At 70.7% G+C, this 15,377-nt stretch carries 14 protein-coding genes; 6 read left to right on the forward strand and 8 right to left on the reverse strand.

Annotation, left to right across the window (positions count from 1 at the left end; translation table 11 throughout):
* Positions 1–10 precede the first annotated feature (10 nt).
* The 3 genes from MHN84_RS03090 to eccCa form a co-directional block, all read right to left on the reverse strand.
* Entirely contained in the window at positions 11–343 is a 333-nt protein-coding gene (locus MHN84_RS03090; RefSeq protein WP_241203146.1) for a WXG100 family type VII secretion target, read from the reverse strand.
* Between the two features lie 77 nt (positions 344–420).
* Positions 421–1,464 carry a type VII secretion-associated protein gene (locus MHN84_RS03095; RefSeq protein WP_241203147.1) on the reverse strand — a complete coding sequence of 348 codons (1,044 nt, stop codon included), beginning with the start codon at positions 1,462–1,464 and terminating at the stop codon, positions 421–423.
* Positions 1,461–4,964, reverse strand: a complete 3,504-nt coding sequence (gene eccCa / locus MHN84_RS03100; protein ID WP_241203148.1) for a type VII secretion protein EccCa — start codon at positions 4,962–4,964, stop codon at positions 1,461–1,463. Before eccCa ends, MHN84_RS03095 begins: the two co-directional genes overlap by 4 nt.
* A gap of 95 nt (positions 4,965–5,059) precedes the next feature.
* On the opposite strand from eccCa, the gene eccD reads away from it, so the two are divergent.
* Complete coding sequence (gene eccD / locus MHN84_RS03105) at positions 5,060–6,370, forward strand: type VII secretion integral membrane protein EccD (protein WP_241203149.1); 1,311 nt, start codon at positions 5,060–5,062, stop codon at positions 6,368–6,370.
* On the forward strand, positions 6,370–7,674 hold the full coding sequence (gene mycP / locus MHN84_RS03110) for a type VII secretion-associated serine protease mycosin (protein WP_241203150.1): 1,305 nt from the start codon (positions 6,370–6,372) through the stop codon (positions 7,672–7,674). The genes eccD and mycP overlap by 1 nt, the downstream gene beginning before the upstream one ends.
* Here mycP and eccB read toward each other — a convergent pair.
* Both eccB and MHN84_RS03120 read right to left on the reverse strand, forming a co-directional pair.
* Positions 7,639–9,006, reverse strand: a complete 1,368-nt coding sequence (eccB, locus tag MHN84_RS03115; protein ID WP_241203151.1) for a type VII secretion protein EccB — start codon at positions 9,004–9,006, stop codon at positions 7,639–7,641. The two genes, mycP and eccB, sit on opposite strands and share 36 nt — an antisense overlap.
* 45 nt (positions 9,007–9,051) lie before the next feature.
* Entirely contained in the window at positions 9,052–9,603 is a 552-nt protein-coding gene (locus MHN84_RS03120) for a CGNR zinc finger domain-containing protein (RefSeq protein ID WP_241203152.1), read from the reverse strand.
* Between the two features lie 88 nt (positions 9,604–9,691).
* On the opposite strand from MHN84_RS03120, the gene MHN84_RS03125 reads away from it, so the two are divergent.
* The 4 genes from MHN84_RS03125 to MHN84_RS03140 are packed head-to-tail and all read left to right on the forward strand — an operon-like array spanning position 9,692 to position 12,737.
* On the forward strand, positions 9,692–10,720 hold the full coding sequence (locus MHN84_RS03125; protein ID WP_241203153.1) for a DMT family transporter: 1,029 nt from the start codon (positions 9,692–9,694) through the stop codon (positions 10,718–10,720).
* Positions 10,720–11,376, forward strand: a complete 657-nt coding sequence (locus tag MHN84_RS03130) for a cutinase family protein (protein ID WP_241203154.1) — start codon at positions 10,720–10,722, stop codon at positions 11,374–11,376. The genes MHN84_RS03125 and MHN84_RS03130 overlap by 1 nt, the downstream gene beginning before the upstream one ends.
* A 24-nt stretch (positions 11,377–11,400) precedes the next feature.
* Positions 11,401–12,066 (forward strand): cutinase family protein, encoded by a 666-nt coding sequence (locus MHN84_RS03135; protein WP_241203155.1) that lies wholly within the window; start codon positions 11,401–11,403, stop codon positions 12,064–12,066.
* A 41-nt stretch (positions 12,067–12,107) separates the two neighbouring features.
* Positions 12,108–12,737 carry a cutinase family protein gene (locus MHN84_RS03140; RefSeq protein WP_241203212.1) on the forward strand — a complete coding sequence of 210 codons (630 nt, stop codon included), beginning with the start codon at positions 12,108–12,110 and terminating at the stop codon, positions 12,735–12,737.
* Here the strand turns inward: MHN84_RS03140 and truA are convergent.
* The 3 genes from truA to MHN84_RS03155 all read right to left on the reverse strand — a co-directional run bounded on the left by truA (position 12,734) and on the right by MHN84_RS03155 (position 15,358).
* A complete protein-coding gene (gene truA, locus MHN84_RS03145; RefSeq protein ID WP_255729756.1) occupies positions 12,734–13,657 on the reverse strand; it encodes a tRNA pseudouridine(38-40) synthase TruA in 924 nt (307 codons plus the stop codon). The two genes, MHN84_RS03140 and truA, sit on opposite strands and share 4 nt — an antisense overlap.
* Complete coding sequence (rplQ, locus tag MHN84_RS03150) at positions 13,632–14,219, reverse strand: 50S ribosomal protein L17 (RefSeq protein ID WP_241203157.1); 588 nt, start codon at positions 14,217–14,219, stop codon at positions 13,632–13,634. The genes truA and rplQ overlap by 26 nt, the downstream gene beginning before the upstream one ends.
* Positions 14,220–14,293: 74 nt before the next feature.
* On the reverse strand, positions 14,294–15,358 hold the full coding sequence (locus MHN84_RS03155) for a DNA-directed RNA polymerase subunit alpha (RefSeq protein WP_241203158.1): 1,065 nt from the start codon (positions 15,356–15,358) through the stop codon (positions 14,294–14,296).
* Between the last annotated feature and the right edge of the window lie 19 nt (positions 15,359–15,377).

A 15,377-nucleotide genomic window follows, 5' to 3' on the forward strand; every position in this document is an offset into this window, starting at 1 on the left:
TCGGAGTCTCCTAGAGGTGGGCGGTCGCCGAACCGATGGCCTGGGCGTGGCTGTCGGTGACGTGGCGCAGGGTGCGCTCGTTGTCGCGGATGGTCTCGGCGATGCGCTGGAGCGCCGCGTGCAGCCGTAGTGATTCGGCGTTCCAGCGGTCGACCACGTCGCGGAAGCGGGCGGCCGCGACGCCGCCCCACACCGAGGCGGGCACACTGCTCATCTGACCGATGAACGAGGCCAGCATGGCGCGGATCTCCTCGTTACGGGCATCGGTTGTGCCGGCCACCGCGGCCATGAGGTCGAAGTCGGTGGCGAGCGCCCCACCGGTGGCTCCTGACGGGATCGGCATGGCAGACCCTCCTTTGGTGTTCGGTTCGATTGGCTCTCTACAGGATTGGACGCATCAGACCGCCGATCGGTTCCGTCTCAGCGCACGGCGTGGGCGCTGAGTACCGCGCGGGCACACACCGTGGCGAGCGCGTCGGCGTCTCCGGGCGCGCTCTGGCACCCGATCGCGATGCGGACCTCGCCGTCGCCGACCACCGCCCACTGTGTCTGGCTGCCGTCGCGCACTTCGCGGTAGGTCACCGCGGCGCGATCGCCGACCGCACCGTCGGCGCGGAAGTCGACGAACACTTCCGCCGGAGCGGACGTCATTGCCCGGCGCAGAGATTCGGCGATGGCGCCGAGCGAGGGCGGCCCGAGAGACTGCGTGAGGTGCAGCGCCGGGAGCCCGCCGGGGGCGGAGATCCGCACCCTGGCCGAACCCGGCCCCGATGTGATGCGCTCCGCGGCCCAGTCAGCAGGCACCTCGATCGCGGCACGGCCCTCGGTGAGGACTCTCCACTGCCCCGGTGCCCGGTCCCGCGGCACCCACGGCAGCAGGCACGCGGTCGCCACGGCAGCAGCCAGGGCGACGGTCGCAGGTCGCCGGATTCGCCGCCGCGCCCTCGCCAGCGTCTCGCTCACCGCGGCCTCCACGTCGTCTCGCCGAGTGAACCGGTCGGTGGTGGTGGAGGACGGGATGACGACCCCGGGCGGTACATCGATCAGGGCCGAATCCGGCAGCGCAACAACGTCGCGGCCGTGCACGCGCACCGGCCGGCCCGGTTCTGCGATCGCGACGATGTCGATGCCGATCTCCGCGACTGTCACCTGCAGAGCAGCACTGAGCAGCGGCCCTCGCCGATACAGCCGGACGTCGTCGGCAACCGTGCGGGCAGCAGCGGCGACGGTGGCCGTCCACCGGGCCGACCACCAGCTGGGCACCACCACGGCCAGCGATCGCGTCCGCCCGCCTGCCGCCGTGACGAGGACGTCACGCAGCACGTGGGCCACCTCGACCACGCGGTCGTCCACCACGGTGAGCCGGTCACCCAGCCCCGCGACGGCCGCCTCGGCCCACCCCGCCGGCAGACTGCCCGGCCCCCGCACCGTCACCGGCCCGACCTCGACGACAACCGGTGTCACGGCGGGTCGAGCCACCCCACCTGGACCAGCTCGTCGCTGCGGCCGCGCACCGACAGCACTCCCCGCCCGGGCGGCAGCGGTGCAGGCCGGGTGCTGCCCAGTAGCGTTCCCTCCTCCGGCGAGGCGCTCATCAGGAAGCCGCTGCAACCCATCTCGCGCAGACGCGTCAGCACCGGGTCGAACATCGCACGGGCCGCACCGCCGGATCGACGGGCGACCACGACGTGCAGGCCGAGGTCCTTGGCATGGGGCAGGAAATCGGCCAGTGCAGTGAGCGGATTGCCGGTGGCTCCGGCCACCAGGTCGTAGTCGTCGACGACGACGTAGATGTCGGGCCCGGACCACCATGACCGCGTGCGCAGCTCGCGCTGGGTGACGTGTTCATCGGGCATACGTGCGGTCAGCCGGGAGGTCAGTGCGCCCAGTCGGGCTTCCAGCGCCACCGGAGACGCCGAATAGCCGGCGAGATGGCCGCTTTCGACGACGCCGAGCAGTGTCCGGCGATAGTCGACGAGCTCCAGTGACACGTCCGCCGGCGAGTGCGATCGGACCAGATCGGTGCACAGGGTGCGCAGCAGGGCCGACTTGCCGGATTCGCCGTCGCCGAGGATCAGCAGATGCGGGTGCTCGGCGAGATCGAGGGTCACGGCGCCGAGCTCACGTTCGCCGAGGCCGACGAGCACGTGGCCACGAGGACGCGGCGGGGCGGTGATCGTGTCGTGATGCACTGTGGTGGGCAGCAATTCGACGCGCGGGGCACGCTGCCCATCGGCGTGGGTGCGGACGTGGGCGGCGCCCGGCACCGCGATCGCCATCTGGTGACCGCTGCGGGTCAGGCCGCGCCCGGCTGGGGCGGTGCTCAACTCGCGAGCTCGGCGGCGATCCATCTCCGACTCGGCGGGTTCCCCGAGGCGCAGCTCTATCCGCGTGCCGATCTGGTCTTTGAGCGCGGGGCGGAGATCCGCCCACCGAGAGGCAGCCAGCACGACGTGCACACCGTAGGACAGCCCGCGTGTCGCGAGTCCGGTGATCGCGGCGTCGAGCGCCTCGAATTCACTGCGTACCGTGGACCATCCGTCGACGACGAGGAACACGTCCGGATCGTTGCCGGCCGGGGAGCGACCCTCTCGGGCGCGCAGGACGGCTTCGAGGTGGGCGACGGTGCGACGGCACAGATCAGCCTCGTGCCGGCCGGCCACGCACCCGACATGTGGGAGGTCCCGCAGCGTGGTCAGCGCTCCGCCGCCGAAGTCCAGGCAGTAGAACTGCACGGCCGCAGCATCGTGATGGGTGGCGAGTGCGGTCACCAGCGTCCGCAGCGCGGTCGATTTGCCGGACTGGGGCGCACCGACGATCGCGGCGTTGCCCGCGGCTGCCGACAGGTCGACGACGAGCGGCTCGTATCGCTGCTCGAACGGGCGGTCGATGAGACCGATGGGCACCCGCAGTGCACTCGGCTCGAATCCGTCGAGCAGGTCGTCGAGGAGCGGGGAGCGGCGCAGCGGCGGCAACCACACGCGGTGCGCCGCGGGGCCGCATCCCCGCAGCGCAGCCAGCATGGTCGTCAGCAATGGCCGCGACTGCTCCGTCTGCTCCGCGGGATTCGCCCACCCCGATGTCAGAGGGCGGACCACGATGCGCCTGCTCTCCGACATCGGCGCGGCGACGGGCACCTGTCCGGAGACGAAGGCCGCCTGGAAGCGGGTCAGCTGCCCGGCGGCGGTCTTGAGGAACGCGGCGCCGGGTCGGGCGGGAAGCTGGTGAGCGTCGGGCACGCCGAGGACGGCGCGAGAGTCGGCCGCCGAGAACGTCTTCAGGCAGACCCGGTAGGACAGGTGCGCCTCGAGTCCCCGCAGCCGGCCCTCGTCGAGGCGTTGACTGGCCAGCAGCAGATGCACACCGAGGGAGCGACCGAGCCGGCCCACTGCGACGAACAGATCGGCGAAATCGGGATGCTGGCTGAGCAGTTCGGAGAACTCGTCGATGACGACGAACAGCGACGGCAGCGGCGCCAGCAGGGGGTCGCGGGTGCGGGCATCGCGGTAGGCGGTGAGGTCGGCGAGGTTGCCCGCCGCGCGCAGCAGCTCCTGTCTGCGGGTGATCTCCCCGGACAACGCGTCGCGCATCCTCGCCACCAGCGGTGCCTCGTCCGCCAGGTTGGTGATGACCGCCGAGACGTGGTTGACGGTCTCAAGGCCGAGAAACGTTGCGCCGCCTTTGAAGTCGACCAGGACGAGGTTCAGCTCGTCCGGCGGGTGCGCGGTGATCATGCCGAGCACCAGGGTGCGCAGGAACTCCGACTTGCCCGAGCCCGTCGCCCCGACGCACAATCCGTGCGGCCCCATGCCGCCGGCGGCGGCCTCCTTGATGTCGAGTTCGACCACCGATCCGTCCTCCCCCACCCCGATCGGCACACGCAGCGACGCACCGGTGGGCTGCGACCACCGGGCGATCGGGTCGAAGGTGCCCGGATCACCGATGCCCATCAGCGCTGGCCAACCGTCCCGGCGCGACGATGCGCGCTGCGGCGACCAGCGGGCCACGCGGCGGGCGCAGGCGAGTGCCTCCGGTCGCGAGAGCAGGTCGTGACGGGCGGGTATCACGACGCCGTCGGCGTCCACGACGACCGGTGAGCGTGCGGCACGGACGCGGACGATGGTCACCCCGTCCGCGACCGGTGGCGCACCGCCGTCGGCGACGACCAGCCGGTGCCGCACCGCGTCGGTCGAGCGAGTGTGCGGAAGCCATGTCAGCCAGTCCCAGTCGGCGCTGTCCCCCGAAGCGATCGCGATGCTGAGGACCGTGGGCGAATGGGCGATGGCAGCCTGGCAGACGAGCGCCCGGACCACCGCACGACATGCGCTGGGCTCACCGGTGATGGTCACCGCTCTGGCCTGCAACAACGACACCAGCACCGGCACGTCGTGCACTGACAACCGTCGGGTGGCGAGTTCACGCACCGCCGTGGCTGTCACCGGGTCGGCGCCGTCGTCGGGCCCGAGATCGGGGAGGACCACCGACGTCGTCGCAGCGGCGTCACCGATTCCCAGCCGCACTTGGAGGAATTCGGGGTGGGTGTCGTCGCGCTGCCACATCTGCTGCGTGCCGGCGAGCGGCCAGAGCGCCGCGGGGTCAGGGTGGTGGCGGTGCGACCACGAGTGCTGGTCAGCGGCGCCGGCCTGCAGGGCGGCATCGATGGTGTCGAGGTAACGCAGATACTCGGCCCGCTGGGAGTTGATCTCGGCGGTGCGGGCACCGCCACGACCGCCGTGGGTCAGCATCCCGATCACCGAGACCAGCATCATCGCGGGAAGCACGAGGAACATCGGACTGCGTGACGACGATGCGCCCGACCGCAGGTACAACGCGCTCATGCCGACCACGGCGACGACCATCGCGATCGGCATCAACCGGGCCAGCGGGCTGACCGGTGTCGCCTCGGGCAGCGGCGGAGGCGCGTCGAGGGCGATCCGAACGCCCGGCCGGCGCAGAGCTTCCATGTAGGAACAGACGCATCACCACGCTGCGCGGTTCCCTCCGGTGACCAGAATTATCGGTGCGTCACCACCCCGCGCATGCCAGTTACGTTGCTGTGGTGACCGATACGGTGCGCCGGGTGGCCGTCCACCTGCCCCGGCAACAGCTCAGCGCAGATCTCGTACTGCCGGCCGCGTGCCCGGTCGCGCTGCTCCTGCCCGCCCTGGTGGACAGCGTCGTGGGCGAAGCCGCGCACGAGACGGACGCGGCGCGGTGGTACCTGGCTCCCGCCGCAGGGCCGCCGCTCGATCCGGCAAAGAGTCTGAACGACAACGGTATTCGCGACGGTGACCTGATGCTCCTGACCGACCATCCGATGCCGTCGCCGCGGGTACGCGCCGGCGGCACCACCGCTGCGATCATCACCGCCTGCCGCGAGCCCGTCCCGGGCGACGGTGGATGGGAGGCGGCGGTCGCGGCCATCGCACTCCTCGTGCTCGCAGCGCTTCTCGGGTGGACGGGATGCGCCGGGGGTCAGGAATCGGCCCTGTGGGTGGGTGCGGCGATCGCGGTGGCCGCGGCGGTGGCGGCCGTCGGGGGCCGGGTCGCAGTTCCGCTCTCGAGTGCCCTCGGAGTCGGAGCGGTGAGCCACTCGGCCGTCGCGGGAGCTCTCGCCGCAGCAGGTTCCGCCGGGGCGGTCGTGGTCACCTTCGCTGCCGCTGCTGCCACGGCCATGGCGGTGTGCCTGTACATATTGCAGGGGCACAACGGTTCCCGGCTGGATTCCGTGCTCGCCGGATGCGCGGCGGCAGGTGGCGCGACTGTGCTCGCCGGCGCCGTCGGGGTGTGGGCCGCCGACGACGCCGGGGTGATCGGCGCCCTGCTGACCGGTTTCTCGGTGGCCGCCCTCGGGGCTGCCGCTCCGATGGCGATGACGGTGACCGGGATCGGGCCGACGCGACGAGCCGTCGGCCCGCGCCGCGCCCGGGCGGCGCACCGAGCGCTCACGGGCCTGACGGCGGGCTGGTCCGGGACCGCGGTCGCCGGCTGCGCGCTCGTCGCCGCCACCGCGGACGAAACCCGTGCAGCGGCAGGCATCTTCGCGGTGGTGCTGGGAGTCCTGCTGATCCTGCGGCAGAGGGTGCACACCGATCCCGTCCGTCGAAGGACGCTGAGCGGGGCGGGTGCCGCGACCCTGGTGATCGCGTTGGTCGTCGCGGTGACCACTGACCCGCCCACGGCGCCGTGGTGGTGCTGCGGTGTGGCGATGACCGGTGCCGCCCTGCTGTCGCTGTCCCGGCGAGAATGGAATCCACTTGTACACAGTGTGCTTCGCGGGCTCGAGTACGTCGCCACGGTCGCCCTCGTCCCGCTGTGCGCCTGGCTCATCGGTGCGTACGACGCGATTTCTACGGTGGATCTGCCGTGATGCGTGTCGGTCGACTGCTGGCAGTGACCGCGCTTGCCGTCGGGATGACCCCGATCGCGCCCGCCGGCGCATCGGTCTCCCCTCCTCCGATCGATGACCACCGGCTCCCGCCTGCGGGGTCCGCACGTCCGCGGCAACCGACCGAGCAGCGGGTCGACTGCGTGGCCGTGCGAGCGGCGACGACGAAAGGCCGCGTCCTGGAGGACATCTCGTTGGTGTGGCCGCTCACGCGTGGTGCCGGTCAGACGGTGGCGGTCATCGACACCGGGGTGGCCCGCCATCGCCGCCTGCCCCACCTCGTTCCCGGCGGTGACTTCGTCAGCACCGGCGACGGGACCGCGGACTGTGACGGCCACGGCACGATCGTCGCCGGCATCATCGGCGCGAGCCGAGATCCGTCGGACGGCTTCGCCGGCGTGGCACCCGATGCGTCCCTGCTGTCGATTCGCCAGTCCAGCAACAAGTTCGACGTCTCCGGCACCCGAGACGGCGGTTCTGCGGGATCGGGTGTAGGCGATGTCGAGACCCTGGCCGCGGCGGTCCGGCTCGCAGCGGACCAGGGCGCCACGGTCATCAACATCTCGTCGGTGGCCTGCTTGCCCGCCACCGCAGACCTCGACGATCGCGCCCTCGGCGCGGCCTTGGCCTATGCCGTCGATGTCGCCAACGCCGTCGTCGTCAGTGCGGCGGGCAACGTAGGTGGCACCGGGCAGTGCCCTCACCAGAACAGCGGCGACGTGACGGTGGTGGCCAGCCCCGCCTGGTACGACGATTACGTGCTCACGGTCGGCTCGTCGCGCGCCGACGGGTCCGCCTCCGAGTTCAGCCTCGCCGGGCCGTGGGTCGACGTCGCCGCACCCGGCGAGAACGTGGCGTCCCTGGCGTCTGCGGCCGACGGCCTGGTGGACTCCTCGGTCAGCGGCGCTCCGCTGTCCGGCACCAGTTACGCGGCGCCGTTGGTCTCGGGCATCGCCGCGCTGGTGCGGTCCTGGCATCCCGAGCTGACGGCCCGGCAGGTGATGGCCCGCATCGAGGACACCGCGCGCCCGACGGCGGGCGGCTGGTCCCCCGCTGTCGGTCGTGGGGTCGTCGATGTCCTGGCCGCGGTGGGCGACGGTGTGGCGTCTCCAGCACCTCTGGCGACCACGGCGATCTCGGACATGCCTACCGAGCCGCGTCGGCACGAGTCTGCTTCGCCGGTGCGTGCCGTGCTGCTGTGCGCGGGTCTCATCGGCGCGGTGGCTGTCATCGGTTCGGCGCTGCGCCGGTCACGACCCCGCGGCCAGGACGTCGCGAGCGACTGACGCGGCCCGCACGCTCAGCTCTGGCCCCCGCGGCAGGCCCGCCAGGAAGACCCATGGAATCGGCGAACCCGGCGGGGTCAGACCCAATCGCGTTGCCGCGTCTACGGTCTCGATGCCGAACAACACCCCCGAGTCGGCCAGGAGGAACAGCGGTCCGGCGTCCCCGGTGCCGCCACCCAGCGGCACCGATCGCACCAGCAGCGCGCCACCGCCGGACAGGGCGACCGCGTCGACGGCGGGTCCGGCGGCGTCGGCCTGGGCCAGGTCGGCACCGGATGCGGGTGCGGCGTCGGCGATCACGACGGCGCTGTGATCACCGGATTCGTCGGCACGGAACCGCCACTGCGCGCACACCACTCGAGCGGACCGCACCCCGGCACGATCGGGATATGTCGTGACCGGTAGCGAGTCCACGACGGCGAGCGTGCCGAGGACATCAGGAGTCACCACCGATGCCGCGGAGCCCACCCGACCGTCGGTGTAGCGGATCAGATCGGCGGTGACCGCGCCGATGCGCTGCAGCCCGTCGCGCAGCACCACGTACTGCGCGTCGGTGCCGGACACGGTGACGACCGTTCCGACCGGGCGGTCGCTCAACGGGCGCGGCCCCGGCGCGCCGCGATCCGGAATGTGCGGGGCGACGACAGCGGGCGCCTCGGGCAGCGCGGCGAGCACGGCCTCGGAAATGGGCAGCGGCGCAACACCGTCGAGGTGGAGTGCGCGCACGACGGCGGGGTGGCGCAGGTCCACCCGCGCCTTGTGACCGCCGTAGAGCAAATAGGTCAGCGCGGGGCTCGCGCCGCGGGGCGTGACGAGCAGAGCCCGCTCCGGCACCGCGACGGCAGGGGTCGGCGCCCCGACGATCACCGTGGTTCTTCCGCCGTCGTCGCACAGCAGCGCCGAGTCCGCGGGCGGTGCCGGCGACATGTCCTGCGGCGCTCCGGGGATGCCCACGACAGCACCTCGGGCCTGGGCATCGACCGCGGACTGCGACACCACCCGCGGCGGTTCCGACCGGCCCGTGATCAGCCGCGCCGACGCCAGATTGAACACCGGGTGCAGAGCGTCGTCGATGCGCACGTAGAGCGCCCCGGTGTCGCGGACCATCACGACGGGCGCGTCCCCGATGTCCGCGGCCGGTTGGATCAGCCCGATGACGGCGGATACCGCCACTCCGGCGACCGCCAGCACCGCTCCGGCGGTGAGGGAAAGCGATTGTGCGCGAAGCGGATCGTCGAGCATTCTGGCATCGCCCCGAACCAGCGCGTGGGACATGCGGCGCATCGTGAAGCGGTGGCCGCTGACCTGCAGCCGTGTCGTCGGTTGACGCATGACACCCCCGTCGGCCAGCCTAGCGAGCCGCCGACGGGGGTCAGATCACTTGTTGGAGCGCCGTTCCCGGTAGGCCGCGACGTGCTGGCGGTTGCCACAGTTACCGGTGTCGCAGAACTTTCCCGACCGGTTGCGCGAGAGGTCGATGAGCACCGCCTCACAATCCGGTGCGGCGCAGATCTTGAGCCGCCGCAGATCGCCGGCGCGGATCAGATCCGCCAGCGCCATGGCCATCTCCGCGCCCATGCGCTGCCACAGCGGATCGTGCACCGAGGCCAGGTGCAGGTGCCACTCGGGCATCTCGGGGTGGCGGGTCAGCCACGGCGCCGCCCGCGTATCGGCGAGCAGCGCGTTGACCTGGCCCACGGCCCGGGCCTCGTCGTCGGCGGTCTCCCAGATCAGGCCCAGCCGCGCGCGCAGGCGGTGTACCGACTCCAGCTCGGCCACATCCCGGTCCCGCCGTCCGGTCCAGCCGAAACTGTCCAGGTACTCGTCGAGCGCGTGCAGGTCGGCGAGCTGCTCGCCGTCGACCCTGTCGGAGTTGATCAGCACGGCCGCCGCCCGCAGCGTCAGCTCGGTGTCATGACTGAAAAGCATTTGACTCGTGACTCCTTCCGGCGGTAGCGTCACGACCGAAGTTCAGTTTACTCATGTCATCGCAGATCAGAATTGCGGAGGTGCACTCATGGCCGTGCTGACGCCGAGCTCGCGGTTCCGTAGCGGCCTCCTCTTCGCCGTCGCCTCGGCGTTCGCCTTCGGCTGCTCGGGTCCATTCGGCAAAGCCTTGATGACCGCAGGCTGGAGCCCTACGGCCGCGGTCACCGCCCGGCTCGCCGGCGGTGCGCTGGCGATGGCCGTGTTCGCCACCGTTGCACATCCCGGGTGGTTGCGCGACGCGCGTCACCATGTGCGCACGATCGTCGCCTACGGCCTGATTCCCATCGCGGGTGCGCAGCTGTTCTACTACAACGCCGTCGCGCACCTGACGGTCGGCGTCGCGCTGCTGCTCGAGTACACGGCGCCGATCCTGGTCGTGGGCTGGCTGTGGGCGACCACTCGGCGGCGGCCCAGCGTACTGACGTTCTCCGGCGTGGTGCTGGCGATCGCCGGCATCACCGCTGTGCTGGGGCTGGTCGGCCCCCACGGCTTCTCTCCGGTGCACTTCGATCTCGTCGGCGTCGCGTTCGGCCTGGCCGCGGCCGTGTGCGCGGCCTGCTACTTCGTGATGTCGGAAAGGGTGTCCGGAACAGACACCGACGGCGACGCCGACACCCCGCTGCACCCGATCACGCTGGCCACGGCGGGCCTGTTCGTCGGCGCAGCCGCGGTCGCGCTCATCGGCGTCACCGGTGTGATGCCAATGAGGTTCACCGCCAACGACACCGTGGTGGCCGGCATGACCATGTCATGGGTGCTCCCGGTGATCGCGCTGGCCCTCTTCCCGACCGCGATCGCCTACACCCTGGGCATCGTGAGCATCGCCCGGCTCAAGCCGCGATTCGCGTCGCTGGTGGGCCTGTCCGAGGTCATGTTCGCCGTGCTGGCGGCGTGGGTGCTGGTGGGGGAAGCGGTGACCGCCACCCAGGCCGTGGGCGGTGCGATCGTGCTCGCCGGACTGGCGCTGGCCCGTCAGGGTGACCGCGGTGAACTCGCGACGGCGAATGCCGCGACCTGGCCGGACGCCCCGCTCGGTGAACTAACATCGTCGAGGTGATGATCGATCTTGATGTGCGCCGGGTGGCGGGGTTCGTCGCCACCGCCGTCGCCGGGGCGGCCATGGTCGCGGCACCGGCCCTCACCGCGCCGATCGCGGCCGCCCAGGGCTGTCCCGACATCGAAGTGGTCTTCGCCCGCGGCACGGACGAGCCGCCGGGACTCGGCCGTGTCGGCGGCGCATTCGTCGATTCGCTGAGGGATCGCGTCGGGGGCCGTTCCGTCGGCACCTACGCGGTCAACTATCCGGCGTCGTTCGACTTCCTGCAGGTCGCCGCGGGCGCCAACGACGCGAGCGGGCACATCCAGTACATGATCGCCAACTGCCCCGGCACGCGGCTCGTGCTGGGCGGCTACTCACAAGGCGCTGCGGTGATCGACGTCATCGCCGCGGTCCCGGTGCCGGGTGCCGGCTTCACCGCGCCGCTGCCCCCGAACGCCCCCGACCATGTGGCCGCGATAGCGGTGTTCGGCAATCCATCGACGAAGATCGGGCTCCCGCTGACCTCGAGCCCCGTCTGGGGTGGCCGGTCCATCGACCTGTGCACGCCCAACGACCCGGTGTGCTCGGGCGGCAACGACGTCCCCGCGCACAGCAACTACGGACCGTCCGGACTGACAGATCAGGCCGCCGCCTTCGTCGCGGGACTTTTGTAGACCAGCTATACGTTACGGTGCATTGTGCGATCCGATCGACTGCGCCGCCTCGTCGTGGCCGCCGCCGCGGCAGCCCTGCCACTGGCCGGCTCCGCTGTCCTGCCCGTCCCCGCCGCCTCGGCCCAACCCTGCTCGGACGTCGAGGTGATCTTCGCCCGGGGTACCAGTGAGCCGCCCGGAATCGGGCGCGTGGGGCAGGCGCTGACCGATGCGCTGAACACCCAGCTGGGCGGTCGTTCGGTCAGCACCTATGCGGTCAACTACCCCGCCAGCTACGACTTCCTGAACACCGCGGTGGGCGCCACCGACGCCGCGGGCCGCATCGCCTCGCTGGCGGCGCAGTGCCCGAACACCCGGATCGTGCTCGGCGGGTATTCGCAGGGCGCCGCAGTGGTCGACATGCTCGCCGGGGTTCCACCGCTGGGCAACAAGATCGGGGAGATCGGTTCGGCCCCTCCGCTGGCGTCCGGCTTGGTCGGCAACGTCGACGCCGTCGCGGTGTTCGGCAACCCCGCCGCGAAGTTCGGCAACCCGGTCTCGGGCGCCGGGGCGTTCGCCGGCAAGGCGATCGACCTCTGCGCTGACGGTGACCCGATCTGCTCGGACGGCCGGAACCCGTTCGCGCACACCCACTACGAGACCTCACCGTTCATCGGCCAAGCTGCAGGGTTCGCCGCAGCCCGGGTCTGACCTATCATCGCAAGGTGACCGTCTCGCTCCGCCGTGCCGCCATCTCGGCGGCGGCTGCCCTGGTGGCGGGGCTCGTGGGGCCGGCGGCCCCCGCCGCGTCGGCCGAGTCGTGCCCGCAGGCCGAGCTGATCTTCGCGCGTGGACGCCTCGAGTCGCCGGGCGCCGGACAGATCGGTAACGCGCTCGCCTCGGCGCTGCGGAGCAAGACCGGCAAGAACATCCGTCTCTACGCGGTGAACTACCCCGCCGACACCGAGGTCGACATCGGCGCCAACGACATGAGCGGGCGCATCTCCTACATGACGGACACCTGCCCCGACACCCGGCTGGTGCTGGGCGGCTACTCACTCGGTGCTGCCGTCACCGACGTGGTGGTGGCGGTGCCGATCGCCGCGTTCGGGTTCAAGCGGCCGATGCCCGACGGCGCGGATCAGCACATCGCCGCCATCACGCTGTTCGGCAACGGCAGCCAGTGGGTGGGCCCGATCGCCAACTTCACCAACCCGGCGCTGCGCGACAAGATCATCGAGCTGTGCCACGGGGATGACCCGATCTGCAATCCGACCGACCCCAACAACTGGCAGGACTACTGGCCCCAACACCTCGCCCCGGCCTACATCAAGGCCGGCATGGTGACCCAGGCTGCCGACTTCGTCGCGGGTCGGCTCTAACGGACCTCGTCGATACTGCGCAGATCCCGGGTGACGGTGGTGCGCGCTGCCAGTTCCTCGTCGGGCGGATAGTCCACCCCCACGAGCGTCAGTCCCCGCGCCGGTGCCGCTGCGAAATCGCTGGAGCGTCGCGTCTCGGCCAGCAGCGCTGCGCACCAGGTGGCGTCGCGGCGATGCTCCCCCACCGCGAGCAGCGCGCCGACCAGCGAGCGCACCATGTTCCAGCAGAACGCGTCGGCGCTGACATGGATCGAGATCTCGTCTCCCGTGCGCACCACGTCGAGCCGCTGCAGGTCGCGGATCGTGGTCGCGCCGTCGCGATGACGACAGAACGCCGCAAAGTCTCTCAGCCCCAACAATTCTCGCGAGGCGGCCGACATCGCCTCGGTGTCCAGCGGGCGCGGCCACGCGGTCACGATTCGTGCATGCGCGGGTAGCACCCCCCACGGAGCCGTGGACAATCGATAGATGTAGTGCCGGCGCAGCGCCGAGAACCGCGCGTCGAAACCCGCTGCAGCACGGGCGATCTGCAGCACCCGAACGTCAAGCGGCAGAAGCCGGCCGAGTCGGCGCACCAGCGGCCCGAATTCGGGCTCACCGGCACGCGAGGTGCGCGGGTAGGCATGCGAAACAGCCTGTGGGGGAACGTCGACGTGTGCGACCTGACCGGTGGCGTGGACGCCGGCATCGGTGCGGCCCGCAGCACGCGTCTGCACCGGAGTGCGGAACACCGTCGTCAGTGCCTCGTCGATGACGCCGGCCACGGTGCGCTGCCCGGCCTGCGTCGCCCACCCCGCGAACTCTGTTCCGTCGTAGGCGATGTCGAGGCGCAGGCGGACAGATGTGACGAGCCCGCCATCGGGATCGATGACGGGCTCGTTCACGGAACTGCTACTACTTGCTGTCGTCGGCTTCCCCATCGGCGGCCTCGGCCTCGGCGGCCTCCTGGGCCTCGACCTCGACATCGGACTCGTCGGCGATCGGAGTCTCGTCGACGGCCTCGACCTCGTCAGCGCTGGGACCTTCAGCAGCCTCCGGCTCGACGGAGGCCTGCGGGGCGGCAGCCGCCGCGACCTTCTGCGCAGCGTCGGCGCGGCGAGCGCGGTTGGCCTCGCTGGTCACCGTCTTCTCCCGCACCAGCTCGATGACCGCCATGGGCGCGTTGTCGCCCTTGCGGTTCTCGACCTTGATGATGCGGGTGTAGCCACCGGCACGATCGGCGAAGAACGGCCCGATCTCGGCGAACAGGATGTGCACGACGTCCTTGTCGCGGATCTTCTTCATCACCTCACGCCGGTTGTGCAGCGAGCCCTTCTTGGCATGGGTGATGAGCTTCTCGGCGTACGGACGCAACGCCCGCGCCTTGGGCTCCGTCGTCTTGATGCGGCCGTGCTCGAAGAGCGAGGTGGCCAGGTTGGCCAGGATCGCCTTCTGGTGCGACGACGAACCGCCGAGGCGGGGTCCCTTGGTGGGCTTGGGCATTGCGACTGTCTCCTATGTGGGGCCGACCCCCGTATCAGGTAGGGCCGGGACGGTTTGGGTGGGAACAGACCCGGTTAGAGCTGTTCGGTTTCGGCGTAGTCGGTGTTGTCGTCGGCCTCGTAGGACGACTCGTAACCGGCGTCGCCGTTCCAGGTGCCGGTGGCGACGTCGTAACCGGCGACCTCGGACGGATCGAAGCTGGCCGGGCTGTCCTTCAGCGACAGACCGAGCTGGTGCAGCTTGATCTTCACCTCGTCGATGGACTTCTGGCCGAAGTTGCGGATGTCCAGCAGGTCGGACTCCGTGCGGGCCACCAGCTCGCCGACGGTGTGCACGCCTTCGCGCTTGAGGCAGTTGTACGAACGCACCGTCAGGTCCAGGTCGTCGATCGGCAGCGCGAAGCTGGCGATGTGGTCGGCCTCGGCCGGCGAGGGTCCGATTTCGATGCCCTCGGCCTCGACGTTGAGTTCCCGTGCCAGACCGAACAATTCGACCAGCGTCTTGCCCGCCGAGGCGAGCGCGTCACGCGCGGTGATCGAGCTCTTGGTCTCGACGTCGAGGATCAGCTTGTCGAAGTCGGTGCGCTGCTCGACGCGGGTGGCCTCCACCTTGTAGGTGACCTTCAGGACCGGCGAGTAGATGGAATCGACCGGGATACGGCCGATTTCGGCACCCGAGGCCTTGTTCTGCACGGCGGGCACGTAGCCGCGGCCGCGCTCGACGACGAGCTCGACCTCGAGCTTGCCCTTCTCGTTCAGCGTCGCGATGTGCATGTCGGGGTTGTGCACGGTCACGCCGGCCGGCGGCACGATGTCGCCGGCGGTGACGGCACCCGGACCCTGCTTGCGCAGGTACATGGTGACCGGCTCGTCCTCCTCCGAGGACACGACCAGGCCCTTGAGGTTCAGGATGATGTCGGTGACGTCTTCCTTGACTCCTGGGACGGTGGTGAACTCGTGCAGCACGCCGTCGATGCGGATGCTGGTCACCGCTGCGCCCGGGATGGACGACAGCAGCGTGCGACGCAGCGAGTTGCCGAGGGTGTAACCGAATCCGGGCTCCAGCGGTTCGATGACGAACTGGGACCGGTTCTCGGCGATGACCTCTTCGCTGAGTGTGGGGCGCTGAGAAATCAGCATGGTGTTTCTTTTCTCCTTC

Origin of the sequence: Mycobacterium sp. PSTR-4-N, assembly GCF_022348085.1 — a bacterium.
GTDB lineage: Bacteria > Actinomycetota > Actinomycetes > Mycobacteriales > Mycobacteriaceae > Mycobacterium.

Coding starts and splice junctions, on each gene's coding strand:
- rplQ (WP_241203157.1), bottom strand. CDS start 14,219: ATGCCCAAGCCCACCAAGGGACCCCGCCTCGGCGGTTCGTCGTCGCAC.
- MHN84_RS03125 (WP_241203153.1), top strand. CDS start 9,692: ATGGCCGTGCTGACGCCGAGCTCGCGGTTCCGTAGCGGCCTCCTCTTC.
- eccCa (WP_241203148.1), bottom strand. CDS start 4,964: ATGGAAGCTCTGCGCCGGCCGGGCGTTCGGATCGCCCTCGACGCGCCT.
- MHN84_RS03130 (WP_241203154.1), top strand. CDS start 10,720: ATGATCGATCTTGATGTGCGCCGGGTGGCGGGGTTCGTCGCCACCGCC.
- eccB (WP_241203151.1), bottom strand. CDS start 9,006: ATGCGTCAACCGACGACACGGCTGCAGGTCAGCGGCCACCGCTTCACG.
- MHN84_RS03120 (WP_241203152.1), bottom strand. CDS start 9,603: ATGCTTTTCAGTCATGACACCGAGCTGACGCTGCGGGCGGCGGCCGTG.
- mycP (WP_241203150.1), top strand. CDS start 6,370: ATGCGTGTCGGTCGACTGCTGGCAGTGACCGCGCTTGCCGTCGGGATG.
- MHN84_RS03090 (WP_241203146.1), bottom strand. CDS start 343: ATGCCGATCCCGTCAGGAGCCACCGGTGGGGCGCTCGCCACCGACTTC.
- MHN84_RS03155 (WP_241203158.1), bottom strand. CDS start 15,358: ATGCTGATTTCTCAGCGCCCCACACTCAGCGAAGAGGTCATCGCCGAG.
- truA (WP_255729756.1), bottom strand. CDS start 13,657: ATGGGGAAGCCGACGACAGCAAGTAGTAGCAGTTCCGTGAACGAGCCC.